This is a genomic window from Streptomyces sp. CA-278952 (assembly GCF_028747205.1).
Taxonomy (GTDB): domain Bacteria; phylum Actinomycetota; class Actinomycetes; order Streptomycetales; family Streptomycetaceae; genus Streptomyces.
The window spans coordinates 4,804,497-4,826,376 of sequence record NZ_CP112880.1 but is presented as its reverse complement, the minus strand read 5'-3'; the positions used below and the strand labels follow the sequence as shown (position 1 = coordinate 4,826,376).

The following is a 21,880-nucleotide window of genomic DNA, read 5'->3' as shown; positions in this document are numbered from 1 at the left end:
GGGCGACGTGGCGGCAACGGCGTGGGAACGATTCATCGGTCACCGGGTGCTGCCGAAGGCGACCGCCGTGGTGCTCGCCGCGGTGCTGGTGGCCGGGTTCCTCCTCGTCCGGTCCGAGCGGCGCGACGCCCATAACGCCGAGGTCCTGGAAACGGCCTGCGGTGGTGTTCTGCCGCGCGAGGCGGTGCGCGGTCTGCTGCCCGGGGACGAGACCTGGGAGCTGCGCGACGACCTGGACCTGAGCGGGCCGTCCGGGCGCGGACCGCGCACCGTGCTGCGGTGCTCACTGGAGTGGGGCGAGGACGGGACGCTGGATCTCGCGGCGGTGCCGGTGCTGGACGTTCCGCTGTCCGGCGTGCGGGTCCGGGACGTCCTCTCCACGGCGGCCGCGAAGGAGCCCGACTGGGCCACCGCGTACCGGACCGCCACCACCCAGGTCACCGCCGCCTGCCCGGCGGGTCTGCCCGGCTATCCCCGGCCGGTGACGCGCTTCCGCGTCCACGCCTCGCTGGGCGCCGACGGGTCGGAGGTGGCGGGGGCGGCGAAGGAGCTGGGCGATGCGGTGGCCGCGGTCGCCAACCACGTACGTGACCGGGCCCGCTGTGGAGGTACGGCGGTGGAGCCCTCGGACGTACGGCCGCCGCCGAGGTCGGAGGCGGAGGACTCCGAGAACTCCGGGAGCTCCGACGAGGTCCCGCAGGCCTGCCGCTGGTTCCGGCCCGGGATGCTCGACGGCAAGACCTGGGGGCCCGACGACCGGGAACCTGACGGCGTCACGGCCGACGACGCGGACGCCTGCTCCCTGAGGGTGCCGCGTGCGAAGCCGGCGAATCGGCTGGACCACTTCGCCGAGGTGAGTTCGGTGAGCTGGCGGGGGCCGCTGCTGCCCGAGGCGCGCACGGCGTACGGGGCCGAGCTGGCCGCACTGTCCCGTGCCCCGGAGCCGGGGAGCGGTGAGCAGTCGTACACGCTGGCCGTCTGGGCCGCGTCCTCGTGCTCGGGGGCCCGGACGCTGAGCCGGGTGACGGTGACGACGGCCGCGGCCGCTCTCGCGGCCGACCGGGCCGACCGGATCCTCGACGCGTATCTGACCTCGTCCGACTGCCGTGCGGCGAAGGTCATCGGAAAGGTGTGGAAGTGAGCGACGTCCGTTTCTGGCGCAGGCGATCGGTGCGCCGCACGGCGGCCTGGACCGCGACCGCGGCGGTGCTGGCGGGAGGACTCTTCTGGGTCTCCGGCGGCTACGGCTCCTGGCGCGACGACCGGGCCCTGGACGCGGCCTGCGACGGCGATCTGGCGGCCGGTGCGGTACGGGAGCTGTTCGGCGGTGTATCCCTGACCTCGTCGGCCCGCTGGGGCGACCGGCGGCACTGCACGGTCAGCGCGTCCGACGACGACACGGACGCCGGCCTGGTGCTGTGGGCCGGGAGGACGGAACGCATGACGAACCTGGAGGACTTCGACGGGTTCGACGCCCCCCTCGGTCACGGCTGGACCGGTTCCTTCCGGTTCGACCCGGACAGCGAGGACACGGACGAGGCGGGGGCCGTCCTGATGCTGAGCTGCGGCAAGGAGTCCGGTTACGGGCAGCTGATGACGGCGGAGGCCGACCTCGGCCAGGGCGGTTTCGACGACCCGGTGGCCCGGGAGCGGCTCGTCGCCGTCCTCACGGAGACGGCCTCGGCGTACGCCCGGCGCACCGCCTGTGCGGCTCCGGTCGGCGGGCGGGTGAAGCAGGTCGGCGTCACGACGAACCGCAGGGACTACAAACCCGTCGCCGCGGCCACGGGGAGCTGCGCGGGCCTGCTGGACGGGAAGACGGCCGCCCGGTGGGGCGTGCGCACGGCCCAGGAGATCACGGCGGCCCCGGCGCCCTTGGAGAACTGCGTCCTGGGCGGTCTGCGCGGCGCGTTCCTGTACGGGTTCACCGCGCATTACGGGCCGTCCGCCCGGGATGCCCGCTTCCGGCTGGACACATGGCTGGACAGCGACGCCGCCGCCCGCAGGGGCCCGGACGCGCCGACCGGCACCTACGCGCTGGCCGCCCGATGCCCCGGCGCGGGCGGGACCGCCCTGTTCGAGGTGGAGCCCCTCCGCGACCGGAAGCTCGCGGCGCCGGTCGTGGACCACCGGGGGCTGCGGGCTGCCCTCCAGCGCTTCGCCGAGCGCTCGGCGAAGCTCCATGACTGCGAGACGCCGCGGTCGGTGTAAGGGCGGGAAGGGCCACAGCGGCCGGGTTTCCCTTGCCGCCACCTCTCGGGGAGCTGTACGCTTTCCCGTACGTACAGAATGGTGTACAGATACCCGGGAGGCGATCATGCGCACGATGACCTACACCGAGTCCCGCGCGAAGTACGCCGAGACCCTGAGCGCCGTCGTGGACGACCGCGAGGAGGTCGTGGTCACGCGCGCCGGGCATGAGCCCGTGGTGATAGTGGCGCTCGATGAGTACGAGTCCCTCAAAGAGACCGCGTACCAGCTGCGGAGCCCGGAGAACGCCCGCCGCCTGCTGGCCTCGATCGACCGCCTGGAGAACGGCGGCGGCACGGTGCGGGAGCTCGCGGAGTGAAGTTCGTGTGGGACCAGTCGTCCTGGGACGACTACGTTTGGTGGCAGAACCAGGATCGCAAGATCCTCAAGAGGATCAACACACTGCTCCAGGACATCGCCCGCAACGGCAACGAGGGAATGGGAAAGCCGGAGCCCCTGAAGCACGGCTTCCAGGGCTACTGGTCCCGGCGCATCACCGACGAGCACCGGCTCATCTACACGGTCGCCGGCGACGAGGTCCGTATCGCCGCCTGCCGCTACCACTACGGCCGGTGAGGCCTGCCCCTACCGGGCGGCCCGCCCCGCCCGCCCCGCCCGCTCCACCAGCAGCCAGCCGCCCAGCGTCATCGCGACGGCGGCGGGCGCGCTGACCGGGATCGCGATCAGCAAGGCGGTACGGCCGTGCAGCAGGTCGCCGAAACCGACCATGGACAGGCCCAGCACGCCGAGCAGGCAGAGCGTCGCGCCCAAGGCCGCGAGGGGGCCCGCTCCCGTGGCCCCCGGACTTCCCGGGGCCGCGGAGACCGGGCGTTCGAAGGCGCGGAAGGCGGCGACGAGCCCGGCGGTGAGGGCCGCCGCGAGGGCGAGCCGCAGCGGGACCTGGGCCCACCAGGCGGCCGACGCCGGCTCGGGCAGCTCGACGTCGAGGGCGAGCAGCGCCCCGTACACCCCGAACATCGCCGTGAGGTGCCAGAGGAACGCGGTCATCGCCACCCCGTTGGCCGCCACCACCGTGCGCCAGACGCGGGGGCGCTCCAGCAGGCGGGCGGCCGGGGTGCGGAGGAGTTCGACCGCGCCGACGAGCCAGAGGCCGTGGCAGAGCAGGGCGAGGGTGGGCGGGGCCATGTTGCTGACCTTCTCGCCGGGCATCCCGACCATGGACAGCGGGTAAGGCCCGAACGCCACCAGCGCTCCGGCGGCGACCAGGCCGGCCCCGGCGAGGAGCGCGGGGCGGCGGATGCGGCCGTCGGCGCGCAGGAAGCCGAGCTGGTGGACGGCCAGCCAGACGAACGCGAAGTTCAGGAACTCGACGTAGGGGACTCCGGCCGCGAAGCGCAGCACGTCCACCGCGAGCGCCGCCCCGGCCAGTCCGGCGAAGGCCCCCCAGCCGTACCGCTCGTGCAGCTTCAGCAGCGGTGGGGTGAACGCGACCATCGCCAGGTAGATCCCGATGAACCAGAGCGGCTGGGTCACCATGCGCAGGGTGACGCCGGTCAGTCCGCCGCCCCCGCCGAGGAGTTGGACCAGCAGCGCCGCCGCACCCCAGACCAGGACGAAGACCATGGTCGGGCGCAGCAGCCGCTGGAGGCGGGCGCGCAGGAAGGCCGAGTAGACGGAGTCCTCGGACCCTGCGGGGCGCTTGCGGAGAAGGGAGCGGTAGGACAGCGCGTGGGAGAAGCCGCCGACGAAGAAGAACACCGGCATGACCTGGAGCAGCCAGGTCAGCGGCTGGAGCGCCGGAACGACGGCGAGCAGATTGCCCACGCCGTCCGGGGTGACGGCGGCCATCAGCCAGTGGCCGAGCACGACCGCGCCGAGCGAGGCGACCCGCAGGAGGTCGACGTAGCGGTCCCGGGTGACGGGCGTCGCCCCGGCCAGTTCACGAACACTTGATCCCATGGGCGTACGGTCGCGCGGGCCGGGCGGGGCGCGGCAGCGCGGCCGTACTCAGATCCGGGATGAGTACGCCGGGCCGGTAGCTCAGATGATGTGCGCCCCCGGCGCGGGCGAGGCCGCCACACGCGTGTCGCGGCAGGTCCCGGACGCCAGCAGTGCGGCCGCCACCTTCTCGGCCGCCGACTCGTCCGCCACCAGGAACGCCGTCGTCGGCCCGGACCCGGAGACCAGGGCGGCCAGGGCCCCCGCCTCGGTGCCCGCGGCCAGGGTGTCGGCGAGGGAGGGGCGCAGGGAGAGCGCGGCGGGCTGGAGGTCGTTGCCCAGGGCCTTCGCGAGTGCGCCGGAGTCGCCGGAGCGCAGGGCGGCGAGGAGGGCGGGGGACGCGGTCGGTTCCGGGACTTCGGTGCCGGCCGTGAGGCGGTCGAACTCCCCGTAGACGGCGGGCGTGGAGAGGCCGCCGTCCGCCACCGCGAAGACCCAGTGGAAGGTTCCGCCGACCTCGATCGGGGTCAGCTTCTCGCCGCGTCCGGTGCCGAGGGCGGCCCCGCCGACCAGGCTGAACGGGACGTCGCTGCCCAGCTCCGCGCAGATGGCCAGCAGCTCGTCGCGGCTCGCGCCGGTCCCCCACAGGGCGTCGCAGGCGACGAGGGCTGCGGCCCCGTCGGCGCTGCCGCCCGCCATGCCGCCCGCGACCGGGATGTCCTTGGCGATGTGCAGGTGGACGGCGGGATCGACGCCGTACCGCTCGGCCAGCGCGAGGGCGGCGCGGGCGGCGAGGTTGGTGGTGTCCAGCGGGACCTGGGCGGCGTCCGGGCCCGAGCAGGTGATGCGCAGCCCGTCGGCCGGGACCGCGGTGACCTCGTCGTACAGGCCGACGGCGAGGAAGACGTTGGCCAGGTCGTGGAAGCCGTCGGGGCGGGCGGCGCCCACGGCGAGCTGGGCGTTGACCTTGGCGGGGACGCGGACGGTGACTGCCGTACCCACAGGTTTCACCGGGCCGCCTCCGGTGTGCGAGCGGCTCATGCGGCCGCCTCCGGCTTGTTCTCGGCGATCGCCGCGAACTCCTCCACCGTCAGCGCCTCGCCGCGCGCCTGCGGCGAGATCCCGGCGGCGACGAGCGCCGCCTCGGCGGCGGGCGCGGAGCCGGCCCAGCCGGAGAGCGCGGCGCGCAGGGTCTTGCGGCGCTGGGCGAAGGCGGCGTCCACGACGGCGAATACCTCGGCGCGGCTCGCGGTGGTGGCGATGGGCTCGGTGCGCCGGACCAGCGAGACGAGCCCGGAGTCGACGTTCGGGGCGGGCCAGAAGACGGTGCGGCCGATGGACCCGGCGCGCTTGACCTCCGCGTACCAGTTGGCCTTCACCGACGGCACGCCGTAGACCTTGTTGCCGGGGCGGGCGGCCAGCCGGTCGGCGACCTCGGCCTGGACCATGACGAGGGTCCGCTCGATGCTGGGGAAGCGCTCCAGCATGGTCAGGAGGACGGGCACGGCCACGTTGTACGGGAGGTTCGCCACGAGCGCGGTGGGGGCCGGGCCCGGCAGCTCGGTGACCTGCATCGCGTCGGAGTGGACCAGGGCGAAGCGGTCGGCGCGCTCCGGCATCCGGGCCCGGACCGTGGCGGGCAGCGCGGCGGCGAGCACGTCGTCGATCTCGACGGCGACGACGCGGTCCGCCGCCTCCAGCAGCGCCAGGGTCAGCGAGCCGAGCCCGGGGCCGACCTCGACGACGGTGTCGTCCGGGCGGACCTCGGCCGTGCGCACGATGCGGCGGACGGTGTTGGCGTCGATGACGAAGTTCTGACCGCGCTGCTTGGTGGGGCGTACGCCCAGCTTCGCGGCCAGGTCGCGGATGTCTGCGGGGCCCAGGAGGGCGTCGGGCTCTGTGCTGCTCACCCGGTAAGCCTACGGCCGCGGCGCGACCCGGCCGCAAAGCGTGTCCCCGGGGCCCGCCCGGGGGTGCGGAAGCCGGTCCCGCCCGAGGGTCAGAACCGGTCCCGCCCGAGGGTCAGAAATCGAACGCGCGCGCGGTGTTGTCGTAGATCGCGGCGGCCAGCACGTCCTCGTCCAGCCCCTTCACCTCGGCCATGGCGCGGAGCGTGACCGGGATGAGGTAGGGCGCGTTGGGCCGCCCTCGGTACGGGGCGGGGGTGAGGAAAGGGGCGTCCGTCTCGACGAGGACCAGCTCGGTCGGGGCGACGGCCAGGGCGTCCCGCAGCGGCTGGGCGTTCTTGAAGGTCACGTTGCCCGCGAAGGACATGAAGTACCCGGCCCGCGCGCAGATCCGGGCCATGTCGGCGTCGCCGGAGTAGCAGTGGAACACGGTCCGCTCGGGCGCGCCCGCGTCGAGCAGGACCCGCAGGACGTCCTCGTGCGCGTCGCGGTCGTGGATGACCAGGGCCTTGCCGTGCCGCTTGGCGATCTCGATGTGGGCCCGGAAGGACTCCTCCTGGGCGGCGACGCCCTCGGGCCCGGTGCGGAAGAAGTCCAGGCCCGTCTCGCCGACCCCGCGAACGTGGTCGAGGGCGGCCAGTGCGTCGATCTCCGCCAGCGCCTCGTCCAGCGCCGCCCTGCCGCCGGGCTCCCTCGCCCCCTGCCGCGCGGTGCCGGCGGTGCCCTCGACGTACCCGTGAACGATGCGCGGGGCCTCGTTGGGGTGCAGGGCGACCGAGGCGTGGACGGCGGGGTGGGCGGCCGCGGTGTCGGCGGCCCAGCGGGAGCCGGTCACGTCGCAGCCGACCTGGACGACGGCTGTCACGTTGACCGCGGCGGCCCGGGCGAGGGCCTCCGCGACGGTGGCGTCCTGCATGTCCAGGTGGGTGTGGGAGTCGGCGACCGGAACCCGCAGGGGCTCGGGCAGCGGCGGGGCTTCGGTACGGCTCATGCCGACGATCGTACGAGGGCCCCACCCTCGTACGACCGTCGGCTGCGGAAGCCACCCGGGTACGTCATCCGCGACGGAAGGCCCACCCCATCCGCGCCAAAAGGATCACGTCACCCGCAGTGGTTGGTCTGTGTCGCCTGCGGTGGCCGACGGTGAGCGGGATGACTCACCTGCGGTGGAAGGGGTGGAGCAGGTCGGACAGGCGCCAGTGGCGGGCCGGGGTGGCGGCGGTCGACACCGTCCGGTCCTTCGCGGCGGCCTCGGATGCCGCGCGCGGCATCCGCTGCTTCCGCAGCAGCTCCTGGACGCCGGCGACCCGCCCCGCCCGCATGATGCGCACCACGTGTCCGCCGCAGTTCGTGCAGGTGGGCGTGGAGAGCGGGGACGGCACGCGCTCGCCGTCCGCCTTGTAGACGACGAAGGCGTGACCGTGGACGTCGACATGGTGCTCTATCTCGTAGGACTGCTCCCAGCCGTACCCGCACTTCATGCAGGCGAAGGCATACGCCTCATGGACAGTGGTGGCTGCGATCTCGCTCATGCCTGCTCCTCTTGGCCGCGGGTCACGCGCTCCGGGGACGGGCGGCCCGCCCGAGGGTTTTCGAGCAGGTGGCCCGTCTCCCTCCCAGTGGACACCTGCACCCGTACGGACGCACCAGCTCGGAGCCAATGTTGGTGCGTTCTTGGCCTCCTTTGGAGGCCCTTTGCCGACGCATGGCAGTGGACTGGACCAGGAGAGGGCGGTGCGTGACCGCCGGGCCACCGAGCGCCCCCGAGTGCGCCGTGCGCCGATCGTGAACGCGCCCGGCGCACCACCCCCGCCCGCCCGCCCCTCTCCCCTGAATTCCCGGGCTTTTTCCCCACCCGCGCCCCCATGAATTCACCATTCAATTGAAATCACAATTTACCCGGGTGTCGCACGCCGATTTGCGGCGCCCCCCTTTCTCCTTTTCACTCATTACGTCCACCCCATTTCCCACAGGACGGGGAACAACCCATGTTCACCACGGACACCACTGCCACCGACGTCGAGCTCGACCTCGACGCCGCCCTCAACCCGGGCGAGGTCGAAGGCCTGTACCGCGACTCCCGCGAATGTGCCTATCTCGCGCTTCTCGCGGGCGGCGGCGCGCTGCTGCTCTCGCCCCCGACCCCGCGCCCGAAGAAGGGCTAGTCGACGGCACATGGACCAGACACATGCTCCGTCGCCCCTCGCGGGCGCCGTGCATGACCTGGCGACAGAGGTGGTCCTCGCTCTGCGGAGCGGGGACCACCTCGCCACGGTGTGCGGCGCGGCGGGAATCGACGAGGAGAACCGGACCGGAATCGCGGCGGCACGGGTCATCGGGGCCGATCTGCTGCTGCCCAGTGTTCTGTACGGACGTCTTCCGCATCCGGGTGACGTCGCCGTGCTCGACCGGGCGGTGCGGGAGTTCCCACCGAAGCCCGACGCTCCGGCCGCGACGGCCTGGAGCCACTGGCACATGATCTCCACGCTCCAGCGGATGGCGCCGCCTCCACCGGGTGCGGCCGCCCCCGCGACGTACGCGGAGCCGGACGCCGCCTGGCTGGAGGGGGCGCCCTGGCAGGCGTTCACCCATCAGCTCTCGGTTCTCGCACCGCTGGCCGTCCCGGCCGCCCCCTCGGCCGTACGGCGCGCGGCGGCGAACCGGGCCGTCGACCTGTCGCGCGGCTTCGTCCGCGCGGTCCGGCGGCGCGACTGGCTCCAGGCGGCGGGCGCGGGCCGCTGGCTCGTGGCCGTCGGCGGCGAACCGGCGACGCTGGGCCTGGAGCGCGGCCTGGACTTCGTCGAGCTGATGGGCGGCCACGATCCCCGGGTCACCCTCCACGTGCGGGCCGCCCGGCTGATGGCCGAGGCGGGTCCACGGTGACGACGACCGCGACCGAGGGCCCCTCCCAGGACCGCCCGGCCGACGGCCCACGCGGACGCCCGGGTCCGGGGCCGGGCCCCGGGGCCGCGGCCCACCGGGGGCACCCGGCCTCCGGCGCCGCGCTCGCGGTCCTCCCCGCAGTCCTGCGCTCCGCCCTCGCCTGGACCGACGCGCACCGGGCGGACTTCGCCCTCCCCGACGACGTCCTGGAACCCCACGCCCAGGTCAACGCCACTCTGAAGCCCCTGGGCGAGCTGGCTCAGCTCGGCTCCACGATCCGCCGCACCACCGCCCCCGGCACCCCGGAGCACGAGCTGGCCGGGGAGCTCGTCACTTACGCCTGGGAGCAGGTGGAGGCGGGCGAGCTGCTGCTGGAGCTGCTGCGCGCCGAGCCGTTCGCCGCGTACCCGTACGAGATCTACGCCGCCTTCGCCGGGTACGGGCTGCGCCACGAGGGCTTCGAGGCCCTGGCCCGCCCGCTCACCGCGACCCGTGCCTGGGCCCACACCGAGCAGCACGCCAACCGGCAGCTGGGCCTGGTCAACTCCGAGCGGCGGGTCGGCGTCGTACCCCACACCGACGCGGGCGCGGTCCTGTCCCGGACCTGGCTGGGCGGCCTGTCGGAGCCCTGGATGTTCGAGGGCCCCTCCGGCTACGCGCTGACCCACACCGTCTTCCACCTCACGGACTGGGGCCGGATGCCCGACCGGGTCCCCGAGAGGATCGACGGCTATCTGCGGACCTGGCTGCCCGCGTGGGCCGACGGCTGCCTGGAGAGCGGCCAATGGGACCTGACGGGCGAACTGCTGGCGGTGGCGGCGTCGCTGCCGGGCCTCGCACCCGCGGAGTTGCTGGACGCGGTCTGGCCGGTGCTCGCCGACGTACAGCACGCGACCGGCTGCGTCCCGGAGACCGGCCCACCGGTGCGGGACGGGACGTCACCGGACCCGTACCCCTTCATCGACTGCTACCACTCCACGCTCGTCACGGCCTTCGCCGCAGCCCTGTCCCTGGGGTCGCTGCGGTCGCCGGGGCAGACGGACGGGACGGGCGGGTCCGCCCCCGGCCGGGAAAGGCGGACCGCATGAGCAGCGGCATCCAGCAGATCCACGACGTCGGGGCGAAGGCCCTGGGCTGGCTGTACGAACACCGGGAGGGGTTCCGGCTGGAGGCCGACCCGTCGCCGGAGGCGGGGATGCTGGACCGCTTCAAGCCGCTGGGAGAGCTGGCGCTGATCGGCAAGGTCATCTTCCGCGAGGGGGTGGCCGGTTCCCAGCAGTCCTCCCTCGCCCACAAGCTCCTGGACCACGCCTGGCACGAACTGCTGGACTCCGGCGCGCGGCTCCTGGAGGGCCAGCGGCGCGAACCGCTCTCGCCGGTGCCGCTGGAGGTCTACGTACCGTTCCGGGAGCTGGGCTACCGGCAGCCGGACCTGGAGTCCGCGATCCGGCTCAACCACCGGCTGGCCAGCTGGGCGGCGCTGGAGGTGCTGCCGGTGCGGCGGCTCGGCCTGAGCGCGATCGAGCGGCGCTTCGGGGTGGAGCCGAGCATCCCGGAGACGGCGGCGCTGGCCCACACCTGGCTGGCGCGACGGGCCGAGCCGTGGACGGTCGAGGGCCACATCGGCTACGACATCACGCACACGGTCTTCCACCTCACCGACTGGGGCGAGAAGCCGACCGGGCTCCCGGCCGACATCGCGGAGTATCTGGCCCTCTGGCTGCCGGTCTGGCTGGACGACTGGCTGGACCTGAAACGCTGGGACCTGCTGGGCGAGCTGCTGGTCGTCGACGCGTGCCTCCCCGGACCGACGCTGGACCCGGCGGCCTGGCAGGGGTTCGCGCAGGCCCAGCAGCCGGACGGGGCGATGCCGGTGGTCGGCGGGATGCCCGAAGGCGACGAGGAGTCGGTGTTCGACCTCGTCTACCACCCGACGCTGGTCGCCGCGTTCGCCTCGGCGCTCGCGATGTCCCGGGCCCTGTCCGACCTCTCCGCCGCCCCGGCCCCGGCATGACGGACACGACATCGGTCCGCGTGGACACCCCCGGCTCCCCGGCCCCCGCACGCCTCCTGGCCGAGGCCGCAGGTGCGATCGACGCGCCCGACCTGGTGCTCGCGGTCAGCCGGCACGGGGTGCGCACCGTCCACACCGGGGGGAGCGGGGAGCCCGGCCCGGTCCCCCGAGAGCTGCTGGGCTACGAGCTGGGCTCGGCGTCGAAGCCGTTCGCGGGGCTGCTGCTGGCCCGGCTGGTGGCGCAGGGCCGGGTGCGGTACGCGGACAGGGCGGCGGACCTCCTGGCCCCGGGGCTCCCGGTCCACCCGGCGGTGCGCCGGATCACCCTGCGCCATCTGCTCACCCACACCTCGGGGCTGCCGGGCCTGCCCGCCGACTTCTACCCGCAGGCGGTGCCCCGCTGGTCCACCGACCCGTACGGCGGCTACCCGGCCGGCCGGGTGGTCCGGGCCTTCCTGCGGGCCCGCCCGCGCCACCGGCCCGGGACCCGCTGGCACTACTCGAACTTCGCCGTCTCGGTCCTCGGCCACACCCTGGCGGCGGCCACCGGCACCCCGTGGGAGGTGCTGCTGCACCAGCAGGTGCTGGCCCCGCTGCGCCTGGGCGCGACCCGGGTGCGCCCGGGTCCGGAGGGCACGGAGGCGGTCGGCCACGGCCGCGACGGGACGCCGGTGCCCGCGCTGGACACCGGGGGCTTCACGGCGGCGGGCGCGGTCCGGGCGACCCCGCTTGACCTGCTCACGTTCCTGGAGGCGCACCTGGAGGACCGCCCGGGCGGGTCCCCAGCCCCCCTGGACCCGACGCTGGCGGCCGCGCTCGCCGACGTGTCCCGCCCCCTGCTGCGGCGGGGTCTGCGGCACGCGCACACCCACACGCTCACGTGGTTCCACCACCCGTCCCCGTACGGCCCGGTCCTCTTCCACGCGGGAGCGACCCTCGGCCAGCAGGCGTTCCTGGGCTTCCGCCCGGACACGGGTCTCGCGGTGGCGGCGACGGCGACGCGGCGGGTGCACCGGGCGGACACATTCGTCGCGACGGCGTACGGCCTGCTGACGGAGACTCCGTAAGCGCTACGGCCTGCTGACCGAGACTCCGTAGGCGCTACGGCCCACTGCCCAGACGCAGTAGGCGCTACGGCCCACTGCCCGAGACGCCGCAGACGCCGCAGACGCTTCGGCCCGCCGGCCGAGACGCTACGGCTTCGGCGGAGCGGCCTCCTCCGCGCCCTTCCCCGCACCCTTCCCCGCACTCTTCTCCGCGTTCTTGGCGGCCACCACCGCGTCGAAGACGTCCCGCTTGGGCAGCCCCGCGGCGGCGGCGACGGCGGCGATCGCCTCCTTGCGCCGCTCCCCCGCCTCCTCGCGCACGCGCACGCGCCGCACCAGCTCCTCGGCGTCCAGCCCCTCGTCGCCGGAGTCGGTGGCGCCCTCCACGACGACCGTGATCTCCCCGCGTACGCCGTCGGCGGCCCACACGGCCAGCTCGCCGAGCGGACCGCGCTTGACCTCCTCGTACGTCTTGGTCAGCTCCCGGCACACGGCGGCGCGGCGCCCGTCGCCGAAGACCTCCGCCATCGCGGCGAGGGTGTCGTCGAGCCGGTGCGGGGCCTCGAAGAAGACCATGGTGCGGCGCTCGTCCCCGACCTCCCGGAGCTTGGAGAGCCGTTCACCGGCCTTGCGGGGCAGAAACCCCTCGAAGCAGAACCGGTCCACGGGCAGCCCGGAGAGGGCGAGCGCGGTGAGGACCGCGCTGGGCCCGGGGACGGCGGTGACGCGGATGTCCTTCTCCACGGCGGCGGCGACGAGCCGGTAGCCGGGGTCGGAGACGGACGGCATGCCCGCGTCCGTGACGAGCAGGACACGCGCGCCGCCGGTGAGGGCTTCGACGAGTTCCGGCGTACGGGCCGACTCGTTCCCCTCGAAGTAGGAGACGACACGCCCCGAGGTGTGGATGCCGAGCGCCTGGGTGAGCCGGCGCAGCCGCCGGGTGTCCTCGGCGGCGACGACGTCGGCCCGCTCCAGTTCGGCGGCGAGGCGTGGCGGGGCGTCCGACACGTCACCGATGGGGGTCCCTGCGAGCACGAGCGTTCCAGTCGTTCCAGTCACATCAGCCATCCTCGCAGCACGGGCAGCGCTCTTCGCACAGATGCGTTCCCTACGATGGCGCGGTGACGAGTACCGCACCCGAGACCCAGCGGGGCCAAGACGCCGGGGACCCGCTCGGCGAACAGCCGACCTCCTGGCAACGGCGGCTGCGCCGCTTCGGCCATGTTCCCCGCCCGGAGACCTCGCTCCGCGACCGGCTGGACCCGCCGTACACCCGGCCCGGACGGCAGGTGTGGTCGGTGCTCGCGGTCCCGCCGCACGTCGCCGACCGGCTGGTGCGGTGGTCCGGCTGGTGCGGCCCGCTGCTCGTGACGCTGGTCGCCGGGCTGCTGCGCTTCTGGCGGCTGGACCAGCCGCACGCGGTGATATTCGACGAGACGTATTACGCGAAGGACGCGTGGGCGCTGGTCAACCAGGGATACGAGGGGTCCTGGCCCAAGGACGTCGACAAACTGATCCTGAAGGACCCCTCGTCCGTCCCGATCCCGACCGACCCGGGCTATGTGGTGCATCCGCCGGTCGGCAAGTGGATCATCGGGCTGGGCGAGCAGCTGTTCGGCTTCACGCCGTTCGGCTGGCGCTTCATGGTGGCGGTGCTGGGCACGATCTCGGTCCTCCTCCTCTGCCGGATCGGCCGCCGGCTGTTCCGCTCCACGTTCCTGGGCTGTCTGGCGGGCCTGCTGCTCGCGGTGGACGGGCTGCACTTCGTGATGAGCCGGACCGCGCTGCTCGACCTGATCGTCATGTTCTTCGTGCTGGCCGCGTTCGGCTGCCTGGTGGCCGACCGTGACCATGCCCGCCGCCGACTGGCCGACGCGCTGCCGGTCGACGAGGAGGGGGTGCTGCGCCCCGACGCCCGGATCGCGGAGACCCTGCGCCTGGGATGGCGGCCGTGGCGGCTCGCGGCGGGCGTGATGCTGGGCCTGGCCTTCGCCACGAAGTGGAACGGCCTCTACGTCCTGGCGGCGTTCGGCCTGATGACGGTCCTGTGGGACGTCGGAGCCCGGCGCACGGCAGGGGCCGTGCGCCCGTACCAGGCGGTGCTGCGCCGCGACCTGGTCCCCGCGTTCCTCTCCACGGTGCCGGTCGCGATCGTCACGTACGTCGTGTCGTGGACCGGCTGGATCGTCACGGACAAGGGCTACTACCGGAACTGGGCGGCCACCGAGGGCAAGGACTCCTCCTGGAGCTGGCTGTTCCCGGACTGGCTGCGCAGCCTGTGGCACTACGAGAACCAGGTGTACGACTTCCACGTCGGCCTGACCTCGGGCCACACCTACGAGTCCAACCCGTGGAGCTGGCTCGTGCTGGGCCGGCCCGTGTCGTACTACTACGAGGAACGGGCGGGCTGCAAGGAGTCGGCGACCGGCAAGTGCGCCAGCGAGGTCCTCGCCATCGGCACCCCGCTGCTGTGGTGGCTGGCCTGCTTCGCCCTCGCGTACGTCCTCTGGCGCTGGTTCTTCCGCCGCGACTGGCGGGCGGGCGCCATCGCCTGCGGTGTGGTGGCGGGCTGGCTGCCCTGGTTCTTCTACCAGGAGCGGACGATCTTCCTCTTCTACGCGGTGGTCTTCGTCCCGTTCCTGTGTCTGGCCGTGACGATGATGCTGGGCGCGATCGCGGGCCCGGCGGCGGGCACGGGCGCCCGGGCCGAACTGGGCCTCACCGCCCAGGACCCCACCGGCGAACGCCGCCGCACGCTGGGGGCGATCGCGGTGGGCGTGCTGGTGCTCCTGATCGTCTGGAACTTCATCTACTTCTGGCCGCTGTTCACGGGGACGCAGATCCCGGACGACCTGTGGCGGGACCGGATGTGGCTGGACACGTGGGTGTAGCTGGGAAAACGGCGGGCTCGCCGCCTGGTGGTGTCGGGCCCGTCGTGGTCGTTAGTGGTGGCTGTTGGTCGTTCTGGGTCGTCCGCCGACGGCCCACAGACGGCCCACCAGAGCCACTCTGCGGAGCCGCCTGAGCTACTGCGAGGCCAATGGACCTCCCCAGGCCCGATCCGTTGCTCGCCCTAGCCGCCATGCGCAACCATGCGTGGGCCCGCAGTCTCACTCGGTGTAGTGGCTGCTCTGAGCTGTCGTGTTCCTTCATCTGAAACCCCTGGAGGATGACCTACCTCGCGCGTCGCCACCACCCGGGGCGTTGGGCTTGAGCGCCGCTTAACCCACCCGCTGGTCCGCTCAAGTCCCAAATGCCACCCAAGAAGCATCATGTGATGGCAAAATATATCAACGACAACGCCATCGCGACCCTGCGCCCGAAGCACCCTGAGGGGACTCCAAATTGCCTGAACTATTCGGCCACCTCCCGCGACCGAGAATTCTAATTCACGGCTTTACGCAGGACGAGGAGATAGTTGAGCATATTAAGAAAATTGCCCCTACCGTTCGACTGATCGACAGCGACGACATATACAACATCCGCCAAAAGGAGTGGGATGCCGTAGTAACGAAAGGTGGAACCCTCTCCCTTCGTAGCCATCTCAACATCTTCCAGATAGGAGGCGACCATGTCGGAACGATGAAAACTTCTTCTGCAAGCGTGTCAGTAAATGCCGACTGGACAACTAAAGCAACCCACTTCGTCTTGCCAGACGATTGCCCATCAGAGGTTCGATCCCTCAGCCGAAATGACCTTCTTCCCATGGTCCAGAAATTTTCCCCCAATGAACACTGGTCCTTCCGGTCAGCGAGGGGTGGGATTGACACCAATCGGGATAGGTATCCCGCCGTGACACCCTTCCTCACGGATGCCGACGATAAGGTTCTCGCTGGCAAAATTTCGGGAGAAACGTCGGAAATTTGGTGGCTGCCTAACGTGGGCTGCAGTCTAACCAGTTGGGTCTCTGCGGCTTTCCAGAGCTGGAGCATGCTCTATCCGGACCGGTTCCCTCTGACGGAAGAGTGGAAGAGGCGGGAGCCGTGGCTGAGCCCAGAGGAGAGGGAGATCAGGGATCGCCTTCAGAAGGTGGAAACTGATCTATCCGAGGCAATCGCGAAACTCGCGAACGAAAAGGCAAGACTCAGTGTTGAACTAGAGGAAAAGGCAGCAGAGGTCGATTCGACAGTCAGGAAACTTCTCACCACCCAAGGGGATGAACTAGTTGACCAAGTAGAGCAATCCCTAAGGGAGCTCGGATTTCTGGTTACGAATGCGGACAAGGAAATTTCAACCCCAGGAGATCGACGGGAAGACCTCCGCGTTTCCGATCCAGACCTTCCGGAATGGACCGCAATTGCAGAAGTGCGCGGATATGCACGTGGCGCCCAACTTAACGACCTGCTTCGTCTGGGAAGATTCACAACTAGATACCTGAGAGAAACAGGCAGGGAACCGTCATCGACTTGGTACATCGTGAACCAGGAGATGGCGAAGGATCCCGATATACGACAAGCCCCACTGGCATCCAACAAAGACGAAGTGGAAACCTTCGCAGAGTCTGGCGGTCTAGTAATCGACACGAAGGGTATATTTAGAACGCTGATGATGAAACGGGAAGGCTCCCTCAGTGCAAGCGAGGCTCGAAGTCACATTAGGAAATCATCTGGATACTTTCAGGTTCAGAAAAATTCCAGATAAACCTAGCAACCCTGCGGCCCTGTACGCAGAGATGTCGACTCGGGAGGAGCAGCCGCCGCGGTACCCGGTGCGCCCAGTTTCGGGGGGTACAGCTGGGACATCGTGGGCTCAGCACTGGTGCTGCTGGGGTCGCGGTGAGTCGTTGACGGTGGCTGCTGGTCTCATGGGCTGGCTGTCCGTTGACGCACGGCCAACGCACCGAAGCACACGCGCCTGAAAAATAGGGCCTGCCGCACGCCACAAGCTGAGCACGCACGAAAGCGAGAGACGCGCATGACTGAGTCAGCAGTGCAGTCACCCCGTTACGCTAGCGACCATCAGCCGACGATCTGGGGGTGTGCGCCGAGGATGGGGCCCAAGACACAGAGGGTCTACGAGACGATCCGATCCTGGATCGAGTCGGGCAGGTATGCGCCCGGCGACAAGCTGCCTTCAGAGCGCACGCTGAGTTCCGAGCTGGACATTGGCCGCACAGCTCTGAGGCAGGTACTGGCACGACTCGCCAACGAACGTTTCATCAAGGCACATGACCGAAGCGCCTACCGCGTGTCTGGCGGCACCGGCGTGCCGACGCCGAACGACCTGCCAGCGTGGCAGATCCATGGCAGTCGCCGCATCTATGAGAACCGGTGGGTCAACCTCGATCTGGTCGACGTCGAACCGCCCGGAGTCGAGCGCTTCGAACACCACGTCGTGCGTCTTCACCACGTCGCAATCACCGCTGTGATCGACGACCAGAACCGCGTGCTCATGCTCTGGCGATATCGCTTCGTACCGCAGCAGTGGGGCTGGGAGCTTCCCGGCGGCATCGTGGACGCTGGGGAAGACCCGGCTGCCACAGCCGCACGTGAAACGGAGGAAGAGACTGGCTGGCGTCCGGCCAAGGTCGAGCACGTAGTGACCTACCAGCCGATGATCGGCATGGTCGATTCGCCACACGAAATCTTCGTGGCGAGTGGTGCCACCCACGTCGGAGAGCCCACCGACGCCGAGGAAGCCGGTCACGTCGCTTGGGTGCCGTTGGACGAGATTCCCGGCCTGATGAGCGAGGGCAAGCTGATGGGCTCCGGAACGATCGTTGCCCTTCTCCACCTCCTCTCCTCACGCCCTACAGCCGCCCAGTAAGCAGCTCCACACGCTGGCGATACCGCACGGACCCCGTGCGGTTCGCTGCCAGCCTTGCCCGCTGAAGGTGGCTACGCGCCTGGTCCAACTCGCCGCGCGCAAGGTGGGCCTGCGTGAGGTCGCAGTGCACGCCGGCGCTTGCACGCACGAATGATGGGTCGGCGCTGTTCAGCGAGTTGTACAGCTCATCCATAGCTGACTCGTCACCGAGTTTGGCCAGCACGTTTCCACGCCAGCGCGTGAGGTGGCCAGTGTCGAGGAAAATGCTCAGCATGTCCGGGTCACGCACCTCGCCATCGTCCGGCAGCAAGGTTTCCGCCCGCTCCAATGCTGCACGCGCCTCCGACGCCATGCCTACGCCTGCGGCAGCGCACAGCTCCGCCTCAGCAGCAGCGAGCCAGGCGCGGAGTCGCGGTGACTGGCGCTCTGCCTGCGTCTGCTGCGCGTCTCGAACCAGTTCGATCGCGAGCAGCGGGCGGCCCGCATCGGCCAACACGTAAGCCTGCTCCCCCATCGCGTGAGCCAGATACAGCGGGGACCCAGCGTCTTGCGCTGCCTTCTTCGCCAGCTCGTACCGTCGCCACGCCCGCTCTACGGCTCCAGCGTCCAGAGCTTGCCAGGCGGCGAGAGTAGAGGCCCCGGCAAGTGCGGCGGCGATAGGCCGCCTGGTGCCTGGAAGAACAGCGAAGGTCAACGCGTCCTCCATCGCGGCCAGATGCCCGTTCATCTGGTCGACCAGTCCGGCCGCGCCCATCTGCCGGTCCATCGTGCGCAACAACTCGGTCTGGTCGAGAAACGACCCGACCATGGACTCACTGAGACTGCTCGCTGAATCGATCCGACTCAGCAGCTCGTCGTAACCGCCGGCCGCAGGGCGGACCTCTCCTACGTCACCCCGAAGTTCAGCGTCCGTGATACCTAGCAGCGGTCGGAGCAGCGCCGCGTATCGGTCCGTAACGGCCCGGCGACCGTTCTCCCACTCTGAGATGTAGACCTTGAGACTCGCTGGCGAGGCGATGTCGAGAAGTCGCTGTTCGGCGAATCGCCGCATCTCGTGGATGAGTTTCTCCTGCGACCATCCCCGCGCCTTCCTGGCCGCCCGTAACCCTGTCGTCATGCCGCCTCCCTTAAAGCCGCAGGTGAGAGCTGGTTAACCCCATCGACATTAACCCGAGTTGGCTACCGGGACACCCCCCTTTGGCCGTTCTCTGGAGATGCACGCAGACACCAATCGCGCCGAAGGGGTTGCATCTGGTGCGCACCAGATGCTTACCTATTGGTGCGCACCAGATGAGCCCCAAGGGTTCGGACGGCGTGCACGACCAGAGCGCCCGGAGGGTCCCGGAAACGGGAGTGAGCCCAAAGGAAGCCCTGTTCCTTGAGAACTGAACAGCGTGCCAAGTACGAACGACAGGCATCTGCGACAAGCCGCAGGCCCTGCCGCACGACCAGCAAGCACCTTCCTCCCCGGCCCTTCAAGGTCAGCGGGACCCGTCCGTGCGGTGAGACAAGGGCAGAGATCGCGACCACACCAAACACCCACGTCAGCCCCGATGGAGAACGACGTGAAGCAACGAAGACTTTGGGCGCCGCCCGCGCTGGACCGGCGCGGGCAGCGACGCCCATCTGCGTCGGCGGCGAGCAGTAACAGCCGCCAGTACGAACCATGCTTCCCCGCGGCTATCGCGGGGCCGGTTGCCTCCCCCGCCCGTCCAGTCCGCTTCACGCGGTGCTGTACGGGCGGGGCTGAGGGGAGCCGGTTTCTGGTTCCAACGGCGAGAACCCCCGGAGCGGGAACTCCGGGGGTTCGTGTTGAGCCGTCCCTGTCTGAGAGGAACAGACCCATGAAGAGCATCGCAGCACTTCAGGCGGCCGTTACCGCCGCCCCGTTCGACGGCGAGCCGACGGACGCCGAGCTGGACGCGATCGACCGGGAGATGCCGTTGATCCTGGCGGACGTCGACCTGCTTGACGCGCAGATCATGACCATCGGCCGCACGCCGACCGAGCTGGACGAGCGGCGTATCCGCCGGGCCCGCCGGCGGGTGCTGGCCGCCCGCCGGGACCTGGCCAACCTCGCCACCGTCGCCGCGACGGACACCACGGTTTCGGGCGGTGTGGCATGACGGTCTACGGCGCGCGGTTGTCCAACAGCTTCCACGGCGAGTGGGAGCTGTACGTCATCACCGACCTGAAGAGCTACGACGATTGGCCCGAGCACTCGTTCGGGGCCGGGCCCATCCCCACGTTGCAGGAACGGGCGGACGCTCTGGCCCAGCTCGGTTTCGTCCTCGCGGACGACGCTGGGTGGGAGTGGCAGGAGTCCCCCACCGGCGTCATGGACCGCGTCGAACTGCTGGCGTCCGCGAACGTCCGGCGGAAGGACGGTGCGGCATGAGCGACACCAACACCATCGCCGTCCGGCGGGCGCTCCTGCTGGTGTTCGCGGGTATCGCCCTGGCCGTCGTCGGGGCCTCGCTCGCCACGGCCACCGGCCGCCCGGTGTGGCGGGCCGTGGCCGCCGTCGGTGCTCTCGCCCAGACCTTCGGTTGGGTCCTCGCGGTGCACTTCCGCCGGGGTGGTGCGGCATGAACCGCTGGGGCAAGGGCCTGCTGATCGCCGCTCTGGTCGGTGTGGTCGGCATGGCGTTCCGGGTGTCCTGGAACGCGCTGAAGGACGTCGCCACCGCCACCGGGGCCGACGAGACCGCCGCCACCCTCTACCCGTTCGTCGTCGACGGACTGATGGCGCTCGCCCTGGTCGCGACCCTCGTCCTGACCGACGACGCCCGCCGCTTCGCCCTGCGGGTGCTGGCCGCCTACACCCTGGCCTCACTCGTCCTCAACTACGTCCACGGGCTGGTGCCGGAGCTGCACGACAAGGTGGTCGACTGGGGTCGACTGGCCGACTGGGACCCCGCCAACTGGGCGCTGGTCCTGCTCGCCACGTCGCTGCCGGTCGGGTCGATCTACTTCGGCTCCGACCTCGTCGCCAAGGTCCTGCACCACCGACCGATCGAGCACCCGACCACCACACCGAATCATGATCAATCGGCTGAGACATATGTAAATCGGTCTACGGCTGACCTGGAAGTATCGGCCCCCGCGCCGATCACTCCGCCCCCGGCTCCTGCGGAGCTGGAAGCCGCCCCGGCGGTGTCCCTGGTGAAGCCGACCGATCGGGTCCCGGTCGGTGTGGTGGCCGCTGAGTCGACCCGTCCGCGTCGGGCGACCGGACGCATCCCCGAGGTGGCCCGGTCGAGTCGACCGAACCGCACCGCCGACGAGCTGCTGACCGAAGCCCGTAAGGCCACCGTCGGCTGGACCGATCGGGAGCTGACCGCCGAGGGCATCCGCAAGGCCGTCCGCACGTCCCCGGCCAAGGCCCGCGTCCTGCGCGACACCCTGCGCGCCGAGCGGGATGCCGCCCGGGGGGCCCGCAAGCAGGCCGAGCAGTCGGCCGGCACGGGTGAGGCGGCGGCCTGATGGCCGACGTCTACCGGTGGCACCTCGCCCCCGACGGGTTGGCCACCCGCCGTCAGCTCCGCGCGCTGGGGCTGCGACCGGGGGGTCAGGACGTCGTCGCCGAACTCCACCGCCCCCGCCGCCGACGTGAACCGCTGGTCGCCTACCTCTACCGCGTCGACCGGGCCAAGCCTGTCCGTCCCATGACCCCGGGCCGTGCCGCTGCTCTGGATGCGGCGATGCGGGCCCGCCGCACCTGCCCCAACTGCCGCACCGACATGGGCTATTGCATCCCCCGGTCGCTCGGCATGTGCGTCCCCTGCCACGACACCCCACCGCCCCGGAAGGACAGCACCTCATGAAGCCGCGCCGCCCCGTCCAGCTCACCTCCCTGGTCCACTACACCGGCCGTGACCATCAGACCACCTACCTTCCGGAGGCGGTCACGGTCGACATCACCCGGCAGTGCATCCGCCGGGCCCGCTTCCACGGCGCGACCGTGACCCTCCACCCGACCACGGACCGCACCGGTGACGCCGTCCAGCTCGCCCACGTCCACTACGGCCCCGGCCACTGGTCCAACACCGACGCCGTCACCGACATCTACGAAATCCCTGTCAACGCGCTCCTCGACCTCTGAAGGAGGCACCG

General features: G+C 70.9%; 25 protein-coding genes. 18 read left to right on the top strand and 7 right to left on the bottom strand.

Annotated elements, in window-relative coordinates:
* The first annotated feature begins 7 nt into the window (after nt 1-7).
* The 4 genes from N7925_RS21720 (at nt 8) to N7925_RS21705 (ending at nt 2,826) form a co-directional block, all read left to right on the top strand.
* Nucleotides 8-1,141: a hypothetical protein gene (locus N7925_RS21720; RefSeq protein ID WP_274344877.1), complete on the top strand. Its 1,134-nt coding sequence runs from the start codon at nt 8-10 to the stop codon at nt 1,139-1,141.
* A complete protein-coding gene (locus tag N7925_RS21715; RefSeq protein ID WP_274344876.1) occupies nt 1,138-2,211 on the top strand; it encodes a hypothetical protein in 1,074 nt (357 codons plus the stop codon). The genes N7925_RS21720 and N7925_RS21715 overlap by 4 nt, the downstream gene beginning before the upstream one ends.
* A 106-nt stretch (nt 2,212-2,317) precedes the next feature.
* Nucleotides 2,318-2,569, top strand: coding sequence for a type II toxin-antitoxin system Phd/YefM family antitoxin (locus N7925_RS21710; protein WP_050358889.1), 252 nt, complete (start codon nt 2,318-2,320; stop codon nt 2,567-2,569).
* Nucleotides 2,566-2,826 (top strand): Txe/YoeB family addiction module toxin, encoded by a 261-nt coding sequence (locus N7925_RS21705; RefSeq protein WP_274344875.1) that lies wholly within the window; start codon nt 2,566-2,568, stop codon nt 2,824-2,826. The genes N7925_RS21710 and N7925_RS21705 overlap by 4 nt, the downstream gene beginning before the upstream one ends.
* A gap of 9 nt (nt 2,827-2,835) precedes the next feature.
* Here N7925_RS21705 and N7925_RS21700 read toward each other — a convergent pair whose 3' ends face one another.
* The 5 genes from N7925_RS21700 to N7925_RS21680 form a co-directional block, all read right to left on the bottom strand.
* A complete protein-coding gene (locus N7925_RS21700; protein ID WP_274344874.1) occupies nt 2,836-4,170 on the bottom strand; it encodes an acyltransferase family protein in 1,335 nt (444 codons plus the stop codon).
* An 81-nt stretch (nt 4,171-4,251) separates the two neighbouring features.
* Entirely contained in the window at nt 4,252-5,190 is a 939-nt protein-coding gene (locus N7925_RS21695) for a 4-(cytidine 5'-diphospho)-2-C-methyl-D-erythritol kinase (protein ID WP_274344873.1), read from the bottom strand.
* Complete coding sequence (gene rsmA / locus N7925_RS21690; protein WP_265601138.1) at nt 5,187-6,059, bottom strand: 16S rRNA (adenine(1518)-N(6)/adenine(1519)-N(6))-dimethyltransferase RsmA; 873 nt, start codon at nt 6,057-6,059, stop codon at nt 5,187-5,189. Before rsmA ends, N7925_RS21695 begins: the two co-directional genes overlap by 4 nt.
* 112 nt (nt 6,060-6,171) lie before the next feature.
* Nucleotides 6,172-7,047, bottom strand: coding sequence for a TatD family hydrolase (locus tag N7925_RS21685; protein WP_274344872.1), 876 nt, complete (start codon nt 7,045-7,047; stop codon nt 6,172-6,174).
* Nucleotides 7,048-7,213: 166 nt separating this feature from the next.
* Nucleotides 7,214-7,588 carry a hypothetical protein gene (locus tag N7925_RS21680; RefSeq protein WP_274344871.1) on the bottom strand — a complete coding sequence of 125 codons (375 nt, stop codon included), beginning with the start codon at nt 7,586-7,588 and terminating at the stop codon, nt 7,214-7,216.
* Nucleotides 7,589-8,044: 456 nt separating this feature from the next.
* On the opposite strand from N7925_RS21680, the gene N7925_RS21675 reads away from it, so the two are divergent.
* Genes N7925_RS21675 through N7925_RS21655 form a run of 5 tightly spaced genes read left to right on the top strand, consistent with a single transcriptional unit; the run spans nt 8,045 to nt 12,020 of the window.
* On the top strand, nt 8,045-8,221 hold the full coding sequence (locus N7925_RS21675; RefSeq protein ID WP_098892314.1) for a hypothetical protein: 177 nt from the start codon (nt 8,045-8,047) through the stop codon (nt 8,219-8,221).
* 10 nt (nt 8,222-8,231) lie between these two features.
* A complete protein-coding gene (locus N7925_RS21670; RefSeq protein ID WP_265601135.1) occupies nt 8,232-8,939 on the top strand; it encodes a hypothetical protein in 708 nt (235 codons plus the stop codon).
* Nucleotides 8,936-10,027, top strand: coding sequence for a DUF6895 family protein (locus tag N7925_RS21665; protein ID WP_274344869.1), 1,092 nt, complete (start codon nt 8,936-8,938; stop codon nt 10,025-10,027). Before N7925_RS21670 ends, N7925_RS21665 begins: the two co-directional genes overlap by 4 nt.
* Nucleotides 10,024-10,953 carry a DUF6895 family protein gene (locus N7925_RS21660; protein WP_265601133.1) on the top strand — a complete coding sequence of 310 codons (930 nt, stop codon included), beginning with the start codon at nt 10,024-10,026 and terminating at the stop codon, nt 10,951-10,953. Before N7925_RS21665 ends, N7925_RS21660 begins: the two co-directional genes overlap by 4 nt.
* Entirely contained in the window at nt 10,950-12,020 is a 1,071-nt protein-coding gene (locus N7925_RS21655) for a serine hydrolase domain-containing protein (protein ID WP_274344868.1), read from the top strand. The genes N7925_RS21660 and N7925_RS21655 overlap by 4 nt, the downstream gene beginning before the upstream one ends.
* A gap of 126 nt (nt 12,021-12,146) precedes the next feature.
* Here N7925_RS21655 and rsmI read toward each other — a convergent pair whose 3' ends face one another.
* The gene (rsmI, locus tag N7925_RS21650; protein WP_265601131.1) at nt 12,147-13,067 is read right to left on the bottom strand and encodes a 16S rRNA (cytidine(1402)-2'-O)-methyltransferase; all 921 of its coding nucleotides are present in this window, start codon (nt 13,065-13,067) and stop codon (nt 12,147-12,149) included.
* Nucleotides 13,068-13,120: 53 nt separating this feature from the next.
* On the opposite strand from rsmI, the gene N7925_RS21645 reads away from it, so the two are divergent.
* The 3 genes from N7925_RS21645 (at nt 13,121) to N7925_RS21635 (ending at nt 17,765) form a co-directional block, all read left to right on the top strand.
* Nucleotides 13,121-14,890, top strand: coding sequence for a dolichyl-phosphate-mannose--protein mannosyltransferase (locus N7925_RS21645; protein ID WP_274344867.1), 1,770 nt, complete (start codon nt 13,121-13,123; stop codon nt 14,888-14,890).
* A 454-nt stretch (nt 14,891-15,344) separates the two neighbouring features.
* A complete protein-coding gene (locus N7925_RS21640; protein WP_274344866.1) occupies nt 15,345-16,640 on the top strand; it encodes a hypothetical protein in 1,296 nt (431 codons plus the stop codon).
* Nucleotides 16,641-16,988: 348 nt separating this feature from the next.
* A complete protein-coding gene (locus tag N7925_RS21635) occupies nt 16,989-17,765 on the top strand; it encodes an NUDIX domain-containing protein (RefSeq protein WP_274344865.1) in 777 nt (258 codons plus the stop codon).
* Here the strand turns inward: N7925_RS21635 and N7925_RS21630 are convergent.
* Nucleotides 17,749-18,882: a helix-turn-helix domain-containing protein gene (locus tag N7925_RS21630; protein ID WP_274344864.1), complete on the bottom strand. Its 1,134-nt coding sequence runs from the start codon at nt 18,880-18,882 to the stop codon at nt 17,749-17,751. The two genes, N7925_RS21635 and N7925_RS21630, sit on opposite strands and share 17 nt — an antisense overlap.
* Before the next feature lie 727 nt (nt 18,883-19,609).
* Here N7925_RS21630 and N7925_RS21625 point away from each other — a divergent pair.
* From N7925_RS21625 to N7925_RS21600, 6 genes are read left to right on the top strand one after another with little or no spacing between them, the layout of a single operon-like run.
* Entirely contained in the window at nt 19,610-19,891 is a 282-nt protein-coding gene (locus tag N7925_RS21625) for a DUF6284 family protein (RefSeq protein WP_274344863.1), read from the top strand.
* Complete coding sequence (locus N7925_RS21620; RefSeq protein ID WP_274344862.1) at nt 19,888-20,163, top strand: DUF6303 family protein; 276 nt, start codon at nt 19,888-19,890, stop codon at nt 20,161-20,163. The genes N7925_RS21625 and N7925_RS21620 overlap by 4 nt, the downstream gene beginning before the upstream one ends.
* Nucleotides 20,160-20,357, top strand: coding sequence for a hypothetical protein (locus N7925_RS21615; protein WP_274344861.1), 198 nt, complete (start codon nt 20,160-20,162; stop codon nt 20,355-20,357). Before N7925_RS21620 ends, N7925_RS21615 begins: the two co-directional genes overlap by 4 nt.
* Nucleotides 20,354-21,250, top strand: a complete 897-nt coding sequence (locus tag N7925_RS21610; protein WP_274344860.1) for a DUF2637 domain-containing protein — start codon at nt 20,354-20,356, stop codon at nt 21,248-21,250. Before N7925_RS21615 ends, N7925_RS21610 begins: the two co-directional genes overlap by 4 nt.
* Nucleotides 21,250-21,591: an RRQRL motif-containing zinc-binding protein gene (locus N7925_RS21605; RefSeq protein WP_274344859.1), complete on the top strand. Its 342-nt coding sequence runs from the start codon at nt 21,250-21,252 to the stop codon at nt 21,589-21,591. The genes N7925_RS21610 and N7925_RS21605 overlap by 1 nt, the downstream gene beginning before the upstream one ends.
* Nucleotides 21,588-21,869 (top strand): hypothetical protein, encoded by a 282-nt coding sequence (locus N7925_RS21600; RefSeq protein ID WP_274344858.1) that lies wholly within the window; start codon nt 21,588-21,590, stop codon nt 21,867-21,869. The genes N7925_RS21605 and N7925_RS21600 overlap by 4 nt, the downstream gene beginning before the upstream one ends.
* Nucleotides 21,870-21,880: the final 11 nt, after the last annotated feature.